Genomic DNA, 14376 nt, shown 5'->3' with positions numbered 1-14376 from the left:
CATGGCCAGCACTACTGAAAATAGTATCAGCGACCAACAATTATTTACTGACGCCATGGCTAGAATTAGCGCTTGGCGGCAAATTGAAGGGATTAAGGCGGATGGCAGCCGCGTGCCTCTCATCGAAGCGCCGCAAGAAGTTAAAGATGCCTATCTAGTGGCAATACGCGCTATCTCGAAACTAAAACCCGATGATACCGACCCCTGGATGTTGGGGAAGATTCAGCTGATTATCCGTAAGAGTACCCGCTATATTATTTATCTGGACCAGAATTTCGAAATTCAATGGTGGTGGACGAGTCCGCCGGCGGATTTAGATAATCTTACCTTGCTGCAAACCCATATTACCCAAATTGAAACCGACAGTAATTTCCTGATGGAGAAAGTCGGCAAACCTTGGCAATTTCCGAGTTTTTTTCGTAACACTCAAGCGGATGCAGACTCTGCAACGCTATCCTTGCCTTTTCAAGCGTCCAGCGAATTAATCGGTATTCGCGCGATGCTGGGAGAAGCGGCGGCGATTGCCATGAACGGCGGCAAACAGGAAGATTGGGGGCGGGTAATCGATGAAGCCCGAAAACAGGTCACGCTGGCGAAAGACCGAAGATGCCGGCCTTGGTTTATCTTTTGGTTTTTAGTGCCGGTCATCTTGGCTAATTTTTTGCCGCATTTCAGCTTTTCTTGTTGGCCGGATGTAACGGCCTTATGTCTGCAAAAATGGGGACAAGGCCACGCTCACGCCATGTTGGCATTAGGTGCCGGCACCATTGGTGCATTGGTGTCGGCGATTTCCAGGACCCAACAGATAGGGCTTGATCCGCGATCAGGGCAATTGGGTTTGTTCACGGAAGCCTTATCGCGCGCCATTCTCGGCGCCACCGCCGGAGCGCTGACTTCGCTTGCCATCGACGGACACCTGATTTTAGGCCAGGAGTTAGTCAATACCCCGGCGCTACGGTTTTTTCTGGCCTTTGCCGCCGGCTTTAGCGAACGGGTATTACCGGCTTTAATCGGCAAAGCAGAAACGACCATAACGGGTGAGGTTACAAAGAAAAGCTGATTGTTCTGCGCCAAAGAAGGTTTCCGCAAATACAAAAGGCCGGGCTTCAGCTTAATAGAGTCTAAATAAGATACTTCTCGCCGAAAGCAATTAAACTCCAAAAAAGGCAAAGTCAATGCGTCAGACATTTTCGAAATCGTATCGCTCGATTACTTGGTTTTTGGGTATGGCTTTGCTCGTGGCTTGTAATTGCGAGCAACAACAGCCGTTATTTCTTCCCGCGGCGATGATGGGGAAGGTAGAAGTTATTGCCTCCTGCAAGAAGGATTGTAAGCAGGACATCCTATCCCATGCCATTATGAAAGAAGGCCAAGGCGGGATTTCCTCCGGTGTATTACTGAAGCTCAAGGAAGACATTGAGGTGTACCGCTTATGGGATGGTGCCGATAAAGGCATCAACGAATACGGTGGCAGCAACCGCATCGGAGCCTGGTGGTCCGCCGAGCGGCCGTCGGGTAACGTCGACCACTATCGGGCGCAAAACGCCATTTGTAAAAAGTGGAACGAATTGCGTTGGGTCACCAAATGCAAACTCAAGCCCGGCACCTTGGTTGTTGTAGGCCCTACTCAGTCGGCAAGCTGTTCGGATCAGGAAAGCTATGCCGCCAATAACAGCTTGCAAGTTTATGTCGACAATACTTCAAGCCGCTATGTCGATTGCGGCAAGGTTGCCGATAATGACCATGCCGTCAATCCTGATGACCTGTTGCTGCCGGCTCCGGTCATTAAAGAAAAAACGCCGGATCAACCACCTCAAGCCAGACCGCTAAGCAAGCCCCGCAAAAAAAGCCGTTGATTGTAAAGGCGATAGTTTTCACCGGGGAGCAATAATGCAGCAAATAATGGCCTGTTATTAGACCAATAAACTCCCACCGCCGAGTAATGCAGGATAGAACAGTAATAATTCAAGCGCCATCAAATAATAAAAGGAGCAATTTATGTTAATCGTTTTTGTACATGGCTGGAGCGTCACCAATACCGATACTTACGGTGGCTTGCCGCTGGCCTTGCAATCCTCGGTCGCTGGACAGTTGAATATTCAAGTGCAACACTTGAGGTTGGCCAAATATGTCAGTTTCGCCGACGAAGTTAAAATCGACGACATTGCCCGCGGTATGCAGCATGCGGTCAATACTGAAGTGTTATCGAGGCTAAAACCAGGGGAGAAATTCGTTTGCATCACGCATTCGACCGGCGGTCCGGTGGTCAGGGATTGGCTGAGCCAGTATTACGAACACAAATTCCCACAATGCCCGATGAGCCACTTGATCATGCTGGCACCGGCTAACCACGGTTCGGCGCTGGCGCAACTTGGCAAAGGCAAACTGGCCAGAATGAAGTTTTTTACCGAAGGTGTCGAGCCGGGTATTGGTGTCTTAGACTGGTTGGAACTCGGCAGTGACCAAAGCTGGGCCTTAAACCGACAATGGCTGGAATACGACTGCACCGCCGATGGGCTATATGTTTTTACCTTGACGGGGCAGCGTATCGACCGCTCCTTTTACGACAATCTCAATTCTTACACCGGTGAGGCCGGCTCTGATGGCGTGGTGAGAGTAACGGCCGCCAACATGAATTACGGATTCCTTCGTCTGGCTCAGACCGACGGCGGTTTGGTGGTGGATAAACAGAGCCGCCCGGCAAAAACAGCATTGGGAATCTTGCCAGGACGCTCGCATTCCGGCGACAAGATAGGCATATTACGCAGCGTAAAAGCGACCGATAGCGCACAGACTCACCCCACTGTCGACGCGATTTTAAAGTGTTTGGCCGTTCAAGATTCGGCAAGCTATGCGGCGGCGGTGAAGGATTTCGACAAACTCACAGCACAAACTCAAAAAGACGAACGCATCGAAAAGATAAAAGAACTATTTTTAGTCGAACGCACGTTCAAGACCGGCAGATATTGCATGCTGGTATTCCGCTTGATTGATGATCGCGGTAATAACCTATCGGACTACGATGTGTTATTTACCGGCGGCCCCAACTATGACGAAAATCACCTGCCCGAGGGATTCTTCGTTGATAGGCAGCGTAATAGTAATAATCCGGGTAAATTAACCTATTATGTCGATTATGATATTTTGAATAAAGGTCTTAATAAAGATCCGAGTAAAGGCGAATTTGGCATCAAAATCGTCGTGAGACCGCAGTCGGGTTTTGCTTATTACACAGCCGCGGAATATAAGGGCACTTTCGACGCGCTGAAAAGCTATATTGAACCCAATCAAACCTTGATGATAGAAGTTCAAATGCGCAGACACGTTGGCGAAGGGGTATTCCAACTCACTGAAAAAACTGATCCGGAAAGTTTCAAAGACGTGAAGGTTGGTAAAGATATCTGATTTAACCACTGTACTTGTGATTCATGGTGAGGCCAATACTGGTTGTAATGACCAACAAAAGCCGGACACCTGTTTAGACAGCGTTTCTAAAAAATGCCCGCTCGAATTCGAGCGGGGAGTGCACTTAATGATATACCCAGATGACCGGCTGCTTGCTGTTGGCTGTAACCTTTTTCAAGAACCCGCCTGGTTGCATCTTGTTTGAATGCCAGCTTGTATTTGGCGCGCTTGCGTTTTTGTCGTTACTCATCGTTACCTCTACTGGCGGTATAAATTCTGCCTTTCGAGATATCCGGATTTATTAGACCCTTTCACACCAATCCAAACACCAACTCGTATCACAAGCTTTTCTTGAAGCGCTGTTGCAGCAATAACGCGGTTTTTGCTGCAACAGCGCTATGTCAATCCCTGCCATCGACTATTTTCTCGATGCTGTAGGCAGCATGTCGCTCAATCGTCATTTATTAAGTTTAATTTAAGGACCTGAGGAGATAGTAGCCGCCAACACAAACTGAAAACCGGAGAAATAATCATGAGACAGGCCACATCATTCGATGCCAATAATGCCCTTGCTCAAGTTAAGTACGCCATAAAAGATTTGATACACTCGGATTATGACGATAACGAAGACGATGTGATTTACACCGCCAATAAATTGAATGCTGTACTGCGTATGGTGCATGACAACCATCAGAGCTGGAACGATGAGGCGATTCGGGAATTTGTCATGCGCCAGCATGATCCATTGCGACATATCCCGGTTAAATCGGACAAACTCCATCACCGGGTGCGCCATATTCAGCAAGATATTATCGTTAAATTTTCCTGACTGTAAGGGCTACCCAGTAGGGACCAAAACCAGGCAGCGAATCTACAACCCCGGTATCCCCATCTGCTGAATCCGCATGGCGTTATCGCCTTCTTCATAGGCCAGCAGCTTGCCGTCCTTCTGATATAGCTTGAAAGCCAAGGCATAAGACAATACCCGGATCGGGTAGTCACGCGGCAGGGTTTGCAGGTAGGGTTGCATGGTCACAAAATCGGTAGCGCCGTATTGCTGCATGATAAAACGCAAGCCGCCGTTGCGCGGCCCGATGTTGTAAGCCAGCAGGCCTAAAAACAAATCGCCGTTCATTTCTTGCAGATAATGTTTAAAGGTAGCGGCGGCGACAAAGGCGTTATGCCTGGGATCGTTGACTTGCAACTCCTCCACATCCAGCTCGTCGGCGGCCTCGCGGGTAATGGCTTTGGGCACGGCGGTAATCTGAAACAAGCCTTTGCCGCCATCAAAACTGTCGCGTGGCATAAACGAGGACTCAGTCGCGGCGATGCCTTGCAGCAAATTGACATCGACATCAAAAGCCTTGGCCGCATCCTCGATTGCCGGATTGAAGGCATCGGCGCGCATCATCATTTTTTGCAACCCGCCTATGCCGTGGCGCCGATAAGCCGCGTAGACTTGATGCGCCAGGGTGACTTTTTCAGCCTCCTGCTTGCCGCCGACCAAGGTGCGAAAATGCGTAAAAACTTGGGTGTAGCCACCGTGCATCACAAACCAACCGATCGAAGCGGCCAGCACCACGGCCAAGGCGGCGGGTAAATAATCCAATCGGCCATGCAGCCAGCCGCGCAAGCGCGACCAAGCCAGCAACAGCGCCGCCGCCGCCAACATCAAGATCACCACGCCAATTGCGAACGGCAGCAAACTGGTAAAAAAACCGGGGCCGGATAGCCAACTGGCCGAGTAACCGAGTACAAACATCGTCGCCAATACTGCGGCGATCATCAGCGCCAAGCCTTCCACAACCATCAACCACCACTTTGGTTTGCGCAGAGATTTGGCTTTGCGGCGCGGTTTACCCGGCTTACGCCCCGCACCTGCTTTTGCCCGGCTAGGCGGGACCGCTTTAGCCAGCGATTTGGCAATAGGAATGGGCCGACTCATCAAGAACAGGGAAACTGGGTTGGAAATAATTTGGAAAATCTCCGACGGATAAGAGCTATACATCCGCCGCAAAGGCGCGCTGGCGTTTGGCGGTACAAAAGGTATATTCCTCTTTCAAACCATCGCCCAACCACTACTATAAAGCAGGTCCACAACCATGCACAACGCCTTCCGCCCGGCCTGGTGGCTGAATAGCCCGCATTTGCAGACGATCTACCCGGCGTTATTGCGGAGTATCTCGCCACCGGCCGGCATCCGCCGCGAACGGTTGGACACGCCTGACGGCGACTTTCTGGACATCGATTGGGTGGATAACGGCGACCGACCGCTGGTGATTCTGTTGCATGGTCTGGCCGGCAGCAGCCGTTCCGGTTATATCCAGGGCTTGCAACACAGTTTGCTGGCAGCCGGCTTTGCCAGCGTGGCGCTGAATTTTCGCGGGTGCAGCGGGGAAATGAACCGGCTGGCGCGCTGCTATCACTCCGGCGAAACCGAGGATATCGAGTTTTTTTACCAAACCTTACGCCAGCGTTTTCTGGACCGGGCTATGGCGGCGATAGGTTTTTCCCTGGGCGGCAACGTGTTATTAAAATGGCTGGGTGAACAAGGCGATAAGATTGGGTTATCGGCGGCAGTGGCGGTATCCGTGCCGTTGTTGTTAAACGAATGCGCCGACAAGCTTGATCGTGGTTTCTCAAAACTCTATCGCGACTATCTACTGCGCGAGTTGAAACAGTACATGCGCGTCAAGCTCAAGCATTTGCAAGGCATCGGCCAACACGAACAAGCCGAACGGATCGCAGAATTAGGCGATCTTTCCGGCATCAAATCGTTCTGGCAATACGACGACAAAGTCGTGGCCGGCCTGCACGGTTTTAAAGACGCCCACGATTACTACCACCGCAGCAGTTCCCGGCAATTTCTGAAGCATATCCGTATCCCAACTTTGATTTTGCAAGCTAAGGACGATCCGTTCATGACCGAACGAGTATTGCCGACCGCCGCGGAATTATCCGATCAGGTGCAACTGGAAGTGTGCGCCGGCGGCGGGCATGTGGGATTTGTGAGTGGAGGATTGTTCAGGCCGGCGTATTGGCTGGAGGCGCGGATTGGTGGATTTCTAAGGCAACACCTACCTTCGCTAACGGCAAGGTGAAATACTCTTGGCGAAGAAACCTGAAGCCGGCTCCGTACCTAAGGTTGCTTTCGTCGCTTGTTCCGATGATAGGTCAAGGCCATAGCGATACAAATTGACAGGCTATCCATGTCGACGTCTTCGGTTTCTTGAAAGACAATCGCCCGATTGCCTTCGTATTTAAACTGATGCGGAAAAAGCGTCCGAAAGGTTTCAACCAAATTCGTCGTACAGATGAAATACATGGCATATGGGTTAGGTTTCTCTTTCTTCCATGCCATTCTGATCGTACTGCCACATCCGGTTTCGGCGGTCATGTAAGCAGGCTCGCCCCACTTTAAAGTTTCCTCAAGCTGTCCGACACCCTCGCTAGCCGCCACAGCAAAGATCGCTTCGCGAAGCACCAGCATTTTCCGGCGAATTTCCGGAGGATAGCCGTCGAAGACTGCCTTGACGGTCGTATTTAGAAATTGCTTCATAAAGGGCAAAGACTCTCGGAATTGTTGGGTTAAATCAGCCCCAGCTCGTAGTATTTTCTACAGAAACAGCTATATCTGCCTATGCTGCCCGCCAACGCTAAAACTCATCCCCAGCCAAAGGCTCACGTTTTGGCACCTTCGCCAAAACAGCCTGAAAAGCGGCTTTGTCGGCTCGTTCGGCACGGGCCTGCAGGTAGTCTTCGGTGGCGATAGCCGAGACTTTTTCGGCAACGGCGCTGGCAATGAATTGATTGATCGATACGCCTTCCTTACTCGCCAGCTCCTTGATATGGCGGTGTATGGAGTCCGGCAATCTCAGACTTAGTGCACTCATGGTAAACGCTCCAGCAAGGTTTTTGGCGTGATGGCTTCGACGCCGAATTTTTCGATACGGGCAAAATCTTTTAAATTATGGGTAACAATGGTGTTTACTCGGGCAGCAACGGCCAACTCCAAGACTAAATCGTCTTTCGGGTCCGGCAAATAAGGTCGCCATAAAAAATACACCTTTTGATGACGACTAAATCCACACAGGTTATCCAGCACTATGTCTATTTCAGCATCGGTCAGTTGCAGCATGGAACGGTTGCGTTTCAAAACATCCTCATACTCGAACAAAAGCGGTGTCGATATGGCTGTTTGCAACTGCCCACCGGCTAAAAGCTCCAGCAATTTAAAGGATGCGCCGTTAGCGGAATACAATCCGGCGAACAGAACATTGGTATCCAGTATAATTTCATGCATACCACATACGGTATCATCATTATAATAGCTCAAACAAATTCTTTACTGCCTGTTCTCGTGTAAGCAACCTAGCCGAAAGGAGTTTTATGACAAACACCCATTCTCAAGTCCTATTCCTCTGCACCGGTAACTACTACCGCAGCCGGTTTGCCGAGTATTTGTTTAATCATCACGCGCCGGATTACGCGCTGCCGTGGCGGGCGTTTTCGCGTGGGCTGGCTATCGAGTTACTTAAGGACGATGCCGGGCCGCTTTCGCCGCATACCCGGCATGGCTTGGCATTGCGGGAGATTCCCATCGAGCCCGTCCGCGCGCCCATTGCCCTGACCGAGCAGGACTTGGCCACAGCCCGCCACATCATCGCCTTGAAGCAAACAGAGCATCAACCCTTGCTGCATAGCCGCTTCCCAAACTGGGTGGATCGCGTGGAATACTGGCAGGTAGACGATATAGAAGACGTCCATCCGAGCGAGGCCTTGCCGCAGATAGAAGCGGCGGTATTGGCTTTGCTGCGGCGCTTGGGCAAGCAATAGTCAGGCAAAAAACCGTCAGAGGAACTTACCCGCTCAACGCCGATCTTTTAGCAAGCGGTAATAACACAGCGCGGTGCTGTGTTACTATTTTCTTCCTTTATTTTTTCTGTTCGAATGTAATGGCGCCTAGCAAACCGTTGCAACTGATAGACCGCTTTGGCAGAGTGGTCAACTACCTGCGGGTATCAATCACCGACCGCTGCGATTTTCGCTGCGTTTACTGTATGGCCGAGGACATGACGTTTCTGCCGCGCAGCCATATTCTTAGCCTAGAGGAAATCCGCTTTATCTGCGAAACCTTCGTCGAACTAGGTGTCGGCAAAATCAGGATTACCGGCGGCGAACCGCTAGTGCGTAAAGGTGCGTTAGGCTTAATGCAAGACTTGGGGCGGGTGCCGGGTTTGAATGAACTGGTATTGACCAGCAACGGCTCGCATCTGGCCGAAATGGCCGATGACTTGAAAGCCGCCGGCGTGAAGCGCATCAACATCAGCCTGGATACTTTGGACCCGGTCAAATTCAGGGAGCTAACCCGAACCGGCGATTTGCAGCAAGTGCTGAAAGGCATAGAAAAAGCCCGAACAGCCGGCTTTCAGCGCATCAAACTCAACGCGGTGATACTAAAAAACCGCAACCACCAGGAAGTCTGCGATCTGGTGCAATTTGCCGTCGAGCGTGGCATAGACATCAGTTTTATCGAGGAAATGCCGCTGGGTGCGGTGGACAACCATCACCGCGGCGCCGCGTTTTATCCCAGCGATTTGATCCGGCAAGATTTGCAACAACGCTTTACCCTGGAAGCTGTAACCGACTCGACCGGCGGACCTTCGGCTTATTACCGGATAGCCGGCAGTAAAAGCAAAGTGGGTTTTATCTCGCCGCACAGCGCCAATTTCTGCGGTAGTTGCAACAGGGTGCGCCTGACCGCCGAGGGCCGTTTATTGCTCTGCTTGGGCAACGAACATTCGGTGGATCTGAAACAGGTTGTGAGAGACCACCCCGGCGACAAAGCGATGTTGAAACAAGCCATCGTCGAGGCCATGCAAATCAAACCGGAAAAACACGAATTCAATATTCACGAACAGCCGGTTATTTTGCGGCACATGAACGCCACCGGCGGCTGACAAACGGAGGACCTCATGTCGGATAACAAAGCCTATCACATCGTCGCCGAAGCCCGGCGCTACAAGGAAGAGCGGGAAAAAGGCTACCGCGAGCAAGCCTTAAAACTCTATCCCTGGATTTGCGGACGCTGCTCAAGGGAATTCGATCATAAAAACCTGCGCGAATTGACGGTCCACCACATCAATCACGATCACGACCACAATCCGCCCGACGGCAGCAATTGGGAGTTGCTGTGCCTGTATTGCCACGACAACGAACATCAACGTTTTGAAGAGCACGTGCGTTACGGCGGCAAAGCCACCTCGGAAGGCAAAGCGCCTGCCGCCACCTTCAATCCTTTCGCCGATTTGAAAAACCTGATGAAAAAAGACTGATGTCAGGCAAATGCGTGTGGGCGCTGAATAGCACCAACGAAGAACATTATCACGATCACGAATGGGGCGTACCGCTGCACGACGAGCAAAAGCTGTTCGAGTTTCTGGTGCTGGAAGGCGCACAAGCCGGCCTCAGTTGGCGAACCATTCTCGATAAACGCGAGGCTTACCGCTCTGCTTTCGATCATTTTGATCCGCTTAAGGTCGCCGCTTACGATCACAAAAAACTGGCGTCATTGCTGCAAAATCCCGGCATCGTCAAGAACCGCCTGAAAATTGAATCCGCGGTAAGCAACGCCCAGGCTTTTTTAAGGGTACAACAGGAATTCGGCGGTTTTGATCAGTACATTTGGCGCTTTGTGGATGGCGAAACCCGGCAAAATAGTTGGCTGAGCCATAGTCAAATACCGGCCTATTCCCCGGAATCGGCCAGCATGTGCAAAGACCTGCAAAAACGCGGCTTTAAATTCGTCGGCAAAACCATCTGCTATGCTTATATGCAGGCGGTGGGCATGGTCAACGACCACACCGTCGATTGCTTCCGCCACGCGCAACTGACATCTGCAAAAACACCATGAGTTCCGAACCACTAGCCGCCGATTACCGGACTTTAATTGCCAATAGCCAAAGCCTGATAATCGCTAGCAGTTCCGAGCTAGGGACAGCCGAAGTCAGTTATGCGCCATTTCTGGAATACCAAAATACTTATTACATCTACGTCAGCCAATTGGCCCGGCATACCGGCAATATGCTGCGCCAACGTCAAGCATCCATCATGTTTATCGAACCCGAGGCCGAAGCGGTCAATCCGTTTGCCAGACGCCGTTTGGTAATCGAATGTGAGGTTGGTGAAATCGCCAAAACCCACGCAGCATATACCCAGTTGTTAGATAAGCTGCAACAGCGGTTCGGCGAAACAGTCGCGGTTTTACGCTCCCTAGCGGATTTTCATTTACTGGCACTGACGCCTTTGCGCGGCCAATATGTCGCCGGCTTTGGCAAAGCATTTAGCATGGATGTCGAGAATGGCGTTCTGTTGCCCGCAACTCACTAAAGCGACTGCTTCGCCCAGCCTCGGTGAGAATCAGAGTCCGCCTGTTTAATCATGCCGACAGCTTTTAGATTTTTTCTGCTGAACAGCGCCTTGGCCCTGGCCTATTTTATCGGCGGCTATCTTGGGCATATGCTGGCGATGCAGCCCAGCCATGCCAGCCCAATCTGGCCGTCAGCGGGTATCGCTCTGGCCGCGCTGCTTGGTTATGGCCCCAAATTATTGCCGGGTCTGATCATCGGCAGCTTGGGCACGCAAATTTACGCTTTTGGCGATCTGGCCACCCCGGAAGATTGGTTTACACCGATTTGGGTAGGCGCCGCCGCCAGCGTCGGCGCCATCGCCCAGCCCTTACTCGGAGCGTCCCTGATCAACCGCTGGATTGGCAGACACAATCCGTTGATGGAAGATCGGCATGTCGTCTGGTTTTTCTTGCTGGCAATTGCCAGTTGCTTAATATCGGCTAGCGTCGGCACCAGTTTTCTGTACATTTTCGACACCATCGATGCGGAAGAAATCGGCCTGAACTGGTGTACCTGGTGGATAGGCGATGCAATAGGTACGGTGATCTTCGCGCCCCTGCTGCTGTTGTTTATCGGTACCCCGCGGCATATCTGGCGGCAACGGCAAAAATTCGTGGCCTATCCGTTATCGATTTCGCTATTGTTGGTGGTCATCGCCTTCGTCTACAGCCGCAATCTGGAAAATCAACGCCTCAATGGGCTATTCGACAACCAGATTAATCTGACCCATACCAACCTCCAGGAACATTTCAGCGACGATATTCTGAATAATCAGTTATTGAAAGCCTTGTTCGACAGCTCGGAATCGGTCAATCCCAACGAGTTCAGGCTATTTGCCCATACCATTTTCAGCAAACATCCCGAGCTGGAGGCACTGGAATGGATACCCAGAGTCAATGCCGAAGACCGTAGCGCATTCGAACAACAGACAGAAACCACCATTCACGAGCACAACCGCAATCAGCAATTGATACCGGCTGGTAAGCGGAATGTTTATTTACCCATTGCTTACGCCTTCGGCAACCAGCAAAACATTGGTTTCGACGTTGCCAGCAACCCACAACTATCATCGGCAATCCAAAAAGCGATTAATTCCGGCGAAACGGTGGTGACGGACGGCATGGTCTGCGACGACAAACAGCCCTGCTTCGCCATCTACTCCCCGATTTATCTCAAAGGAAAATCGCTAAACACCAGCGCCCAGCGTCAACAGTTTTTTGTCGGATTGGTCTCGAATGTTTTTAAGTTAAGCAACGAGATTCAGGAACTGTCCGGACGCTTACAAAGCACACGTTTGTCGGTAGCGATCTATGATCAAGACCAGCTGTTATACCGCAGCACTCCCGAAGGCATTGAATCGAAAACGCATTATTTACTTCCAAGCAAGCGGCAATCGCTGGCGGTCGCCGACCGGAATTGGACGCTTGAATATAAACCGCTGCCGGAGTTTTATACGCAACAAAATCCCTGGACGGTTTGGTGGCTGCTGTCCGGGAGCTTTTTGCTCTGCGGCCTGACCAGCTTCGGTTTAATGCTGATGAGCGGACGCACCGCCCGCATCGAAGATTTAGTGGCCCTAAAAACCCGCGATTTGCTGCGTAGCAACCAAGCGCTGAATACCGAGATCGAACGCCGTAAACAGCAGGAAAACGAACTCCGCATCGCCGCAACTACATTCCAGTCGCACGAGGCCATTATCGTCACCGATGCCAATGGGGCAATTTTGCGCGTCAACAATGCTTTTAACAAAATCACCGGTTATAGCGCGGAAGAAGTGATTGGCCGGCAACCGGATTTTCTGTCGTCGACCCATCAAGCTCCCGGATTTATTCAAACTTTGACCCAAGCCTTAGCCAAGGATAACCAATGGCAGGGGGAAATTTTTAATCGGCGCAAAAACGGCGACGTGTTTCCGGAATGGCTGACGGTGACCGGCGTGAGGGACGAACAGGATCGCCTGCTCAATTATGTGGCGATTTTTTCCGACATCAGCGAGAAAAAAGCCGCCGAGCGGGAAATCCATGAACTGGCATTTTACGACCCGCTGACCGGCTTGCCGAACCGACGTTTGCTGCTGGACCGCCTGAAACAGGAGATCGCTGCCGCCAAACGCCAAAGTTATTACGGTTCGCTGTTTTTTCTGGATTTGGACCACTTCAAAACCCTTAACGATTCGCGCGGCCATCAAGTAGGCGACGAATTGCTGATCCAGGTTGCCCAACGCCTCAAATCGATTATCCGCGACGAAGACACCGCTTGCCGGCTGGGTGGCGACGAATTTATCGTGATGGTGCCTGGCCGCTACTCGCAACTGTCGCAAGCGACCAGTCACGCGGCGATGCTGGCGGAAAAAATCCTGCACACCATCAATCAACCTTTCACGGTTCAGGGCAGCGAACATCACTTTTCCACCAGCATAGGCGTGACCCTGTTTCCCGAGGTGGCCGAACAGCCTGAAGCGGTCATCCAACAGGCGGATACTGCGATGTACCGGGCCAAGGAAAGCGGCCGTAACGGCATCAGTTTTTACCGTCCGTCGATGCAGGAAACGGCCGACCGCCGTTTAACCTTGGAAAAAGAGATTCGTCAGGCGCTGAAACAGCGGCAGTTTTTACTGCACTATCAGGCGCAGGTCGATCACCTCGGCAAAGTAATCAGCGCCGAAGCGCTAATCCGCTGGCAGCATCCGGAAAAGGGCATGATCTCCCCGGCGGAATTTATCCCCATTGCCGAAGATACCCAGCTGATTTTGCCGATAGGCGAATGGGTCATGCGCGAGGCCTGCCGGCAAATCAAGGTGTGGGACGCGCAGAACCTGCCTATTCATCATGTGGCGGTCAACGTCAGTTCCCGGCAATTCCGCCAGGCCGATTTTGTCGACCAAGTAAAACGCATTTTGATCGACGCCGAACTGCCGGCTGAGCGTCTGGTCATCGAACTGACCGAAGGCTGCGTGATCAGCGACATAGACGACACCGTGGAAAAAATGCGCGATTTGCAAACCCTGGGCGTAAAAACCTCCATCGACGATTTCGGTATCGGCTATTCCTCACTGTCTTATTTAAAAAAATTGCCCATCAGCCAATTAAAGATCGATCAGAGTTTCGTCCGCGACATCGCCAGCGACCCCAACGACGCGGTAATTGTGGAGACCATTATCAATATGGCTAAAAACTTAGGTTTACACGTGATTGCCGAGGGCGTGGAAAACCAGGAACAAATGATCTTCTTACGTGATAAAGGCTGCCTATCCTACCAAGGCTATTACACCGGCCGGCCGGTGGCCGCCGCCAGATTTGAGCGAGAAGACAGATTACTTCCCACTGCATCCTAGGCTGTTAAGCCACGGGAAATGTCTACGCCACAGCTTTTAATATTCCCGAATCGGTAAGCCCAGCGCTATCCGCATGCCTTGCCGAAAGGGTGATTTTGCGGCGGTAGCGCAGCTTGCTAATCAGCTTTTTTAACCTAGGCCGTGAATTCCTCCCTACCCCGCCATGCCGGAACCCCTGGTTACTCGTGTGGTCTAGTGGGCTCGGGCTTTTGGGAATATCGGTCAAAC

The 14376-nt window shown here is 51.6% G+C and carries 15 protein-coding genes; 11 read left to right on the top strand and 4 right to left on the bottom strand.

Annotated features, from left to right (window positions below):
* Window position 1 precedes the first annotated feature (1 nt).
* The 4 genes from ACWAU0_RS09895 to ACWAU0_RS09880 all read left to right on the top strand — a co-directional run bounded on the left by ACWAU0_RS09895 (window position 2) and on the right by ACWAU0_RS09880 (window position 4234).
* Complete coding sequence (locus ACWAU0_RS09895; protein WP_458139034.1) at window positions 2–1060, top strand: hypothetical protein; 1059 nt, start codon at window positions 2–4, stop codon at window positions 1058–1060.
* 115 nt (window positions 1061–1175) lie between these two features.
* Window positions 1176–1856, top strand: coding sequence for a hypothetical protein (locus tag ACWAU0_RS09890; protein WP_445367825.1), 681 nt, complete (start codon window positions 1176–1178; stop codon window positions 1854–1856).
* 142 nt (window positions 1857–1998) lie between these two features.
* A complete protein-coding gene (locus ACWAU0_RS09885) occupies window positions 1999–3405 on the top strand; it encodes an esterase/lipase family protein (RefSeq protein ID WP_458139033.1) in 1407 nt (468 codons plus the stop codon).
* Between the two features lie 532 nt (window positions 3406–3937).
* A complete protein-coding gene (locus tag ACWAU0_RS09880; protein WP_171697439.1) occupies window positions 3938–4234 on the top strand; it encodes a hypothetical protein in 297 nt (98 codons plus the stop codon).
* A gap of 42 nt (window positions 4235–4276) precedes the next feature.
* Here ACWAU0_RS09880 and ACWAU0_RS09875 read toward each other — a convergent pair whose 3' ends face one another.
* The gene (locus ACWAU0_RS09875) at window positions 4277–5350 is read right to left on the bottom strand and encodes a transglycosylase SLT domain-containing protein (RefSeq protein WP_171697438.1); all 1074 of its coding nucleotides are present in this window, start codon (window positions 5348–5350) and stop codon (window positions 4277–4279) included.
* 157 nt (window positions 5351–5507) lie between these two features.
* Here ACWAU0_RS09875 and ACWAU0_RS09870 point away from each other — a divergent pair, with 157 nt between their 5' ends.
* Window positions 5508–6506, top strand: coding sequence for a hydrolase (locus ACWAU0_RS09870; RefSeq protein WP_458139032.1), 999 nt, complete (start codon window positions 5508–5510; stop codon window positions 6504–6506).
* Window positions 6507–6544: 38 nt separating this feature from the next.
* Here the strand turns inward: ACWAU0_RS09870 and ACWAU0_RS09865 are convergent, their stop codons facing one another.
* The 3 genes from ACWAU0_RS09865 to ACWAU0_RS09855 all read right to left on the bottom strand — a co-directional run bounded on the left by ACWAU0_RS09865 (window position 6545) and on the right by ACWAU0_RS09855 (window position 7708).
* A complete protein-coding gene (locus ACWAU0_RS09865) occupies window positions 6545–6964 on the bottom strand; it encodes a DUF1801 domain-containing protein (protein WP_205451454.1) in 420 nt (139 codons plus the stop codon).
* A gap of 97 nt (window positions 6965–7061) precedes the next feature.
* On the bottom strand, window positions 7062–7298 hold the full coding sequence (locus ACWAU0_RS09860; protein ID WP_205451455.1) for a toxin-antitoxin system HicB family antitoxin: 237 nt from the start codon (window positions 7296–7298) through the stop codon (window positions 7062–7064).
* A complete protein-coding gene (locus ACWAU0_RS09855) occupies window positions 7295–7708 on the bottom strand; it encodes a putative toxin-antitoxin system toxin component, PIN family (protein WP_101054432.1) in 414 nt (137 codons plus the stop codon). The genes ACWAU0_RS09860 and ACWAU0_RS09855 overlap by 4 nt, the downstream gene beginning before the upstream one ends.
* 86 nt (window positions 7709–7794) lie before the next feature.
* Here ACWAU0_RS09855 and ACWAU0_RS09850 point away from each other — a divergent pair, with 86 nt between their 5' ends.
* The 6 genes from ACWAU0_RS09850 (at window position 7795) to ACWAU0_RS09825 (ending at window position 14148) form a co-directional block, all read left to right on the top strand.
* Window positions 7795–8241: an arsenate-mycothiol transferase ArsC gene (locus tag ACWAU0_RS09850; protein WP_205451457.1), complete on the top strand. Its 447-nt coding sequence runs from the start codon at window positions 7795–7797 to the stop codon at window positions 8239–8241.
* Window positions 8242–8360: 119 nt separating this feature from the next.
* Entirely contained in the window at window positions 8361–9365 is a 1005-nt protein-coding gene (gene moaA, locus ACWAU0_RS09845) for a GTP 3',8-cyclase MoaA (RefSeq protein WP_458139031.1), read from the top strand.
* Between the two features lie 15 nt (window positions 9366–9380).
* Window positions 9381–9740, top strand: a complete 360-nt coding sequence (locus ACWAU0_RS09840; protein WP_033157754.1) for a YajD family HNH nuclease — start codon at window positions 9381–9383, stop codon at window positions 9738–9740.
* A complete protein-coding gene (locus ACWAU0_RS09835; protein ID WP_458139030.1) occupies window positions 9740–10318 on the top strand; it encodes a DNA-3-methyladenine glycosylase I in 579 nt (192 codons plus the stop codon). Before ACWAU0_RS09840 ends, ACWAU0_RS09835 begins: the two co-directional genes overlap by 1 nt.
* Window positions 10315–10794 carry a HugZ family pyridoxamine 5'-phosphate oxidase gene (locus ACWAU0_RS09830; protein WP_458139029.1) on the top strand — a complete coding sequence of 160 codons (480 nt, stop codon included), beginning with the start codon at window positions 10315–10317 and terminating at the stop codon, window positions 10792–10794. Before ACWAU0_RS09835 ends, ACWAU0_RS09830 begins: the two co-directional genes overlap by 4 nt.
* A 51-nt stretch (window positions 10795–10845) precedes the next feature.
* On the top strand, window positions 10846–14148 hold the full coding sequence (locus ACWAU0_RS09825; RefSeq protein WP_458139028.1) for an EAL domain-containing protein: 3303 nt from the start codon (window positions 10846–10848) through the stop codon (window positions 14146–14148).
* Window positions 14149–14376 lie beyond the last annotated feature (228 nt).

The organism is Methylomonas sp. Uni0009 (genome assembly GCF_054188105.3).
The sequence above is the reverse complement of the archived record's forward strand: the minus strand, read 5'-3'. Positions and strand labels throughout refer to the sequence as shown.

What these genes read in the sequence shown, in the direction of transcription:
- ACWAU0_RS09885 (WP_458139033.1), top strand. Translation starts at nt 1,999, where the DNA reads ATGTTAATCGTTTTTGTACATGGCTGGAGCGTCACCAATACCGATACT.
- ACWAU0_RS09865 (WP_205451454.1), bottom strand. Translation starts at nt 6,964, where the DNA reads ATGAAGCAATTTCTAAATACGACCGTCAAGGCAGTCTTCGACGGCTAT.
- ACWAU0_RS09830 (WP_458139029.1), top strand. Translation starts at nt 10,315, where the DNA reads ATGAGTTCCGAACCACTAGCCGCCGATTACCGGACTTTAATTGCCAAT.
- ACWAU0_RS09860 (WP_205451455.1), bottom strand. Translation starts at nt 7,298, where the DNA reads ATGAGTGCACTAAGTCTGAGATTGCCGGACTCCATACACCGCCATATC.
- ACWAU0_RS09890 (WP_445367825.1), top strand. Translation starts at nt 1,176, where the DNA reads ATGCGTCAGACATTTTCGAAATCGTATCGCTCGATTACTTGGTTTTTG.
- ACWAU0_RS09825 (WP_458139028.1), top strand. Translation starts at nt 10,846, where the DNA reads ATGCCGACAGCTTTTAGATTTTTTCTGCTGAACAGCGCCTTGGCCCTG.
- ACWAU0_RS09850 (WP_205451457.1), top strand. Translation starts at nt 7,795, where the DNA reads ATGACAAACACCCATTCTCAAGTCCTATTCCTCTGCACCGGTAACTAC.
- ACWAU0_RS09855 (WP_101054432.1), bottom strand. Translation starts at nt 7,708, where the DNA reads ATGCATGAAATTATACTGGATACCAATGTTCTGTTCGCCGGATTGTAT.
- ACWAU0_RS09895 (WP_458139034.1), top strand. Translation starts at nt 2, where the DNA reads ATGGCCAGCACTACTGAAAATAGTATCAGCGACCAACAATTATTTACT.
- ACWAU0_RS09870 (WP_458139032.1), top strand. Translation starts at nt 5,508, where the DNA reads ATGCACAACGCCTTCCGCCCGGCCTGGTGGCTGAATAGCCCGCATTTG.
- moaA (WP_458139031.1), top strand. Translation starts at nt 8,361, where the DNA reads ATGGCGCCTAGCAAACCGTTGCAACTGATAGACCGCTTTGGCAGAGTG.
- ACWAU0_RS09835 (WP_458139030.1), top strand. Translation starts at nt 9,740, where the DNA reads ATGTCAGGCAAATGCGTGTGGGCGCTGAATAGCACCAACGAAGAACAT.
- ACWAU0_RS09880 (WP_171697439.1), top strand. Translation starts at nt 3,938, where the DNA reads ATGAGACAGGCCACATCATTCGATGCCAATAATGCCCTTGCTCAAGTT.
- ACWAU0_RS09840 (WP_033157754.1), top strand. Translation starts at nt 9,381, where the DNA reads ATGTCGGATAACAAAGCCTATCACATCGTCGCCGAAGCCCGGCGCTAC.
- ACWAU0_RS09875 (WP_171697438.1), bottom strand. Translation starts at nt 5,350, where the DNA reads ATGAGTCGGCCCATTCCTATTGCCAAATCGCTGGCTAAAGCGGTCCCG.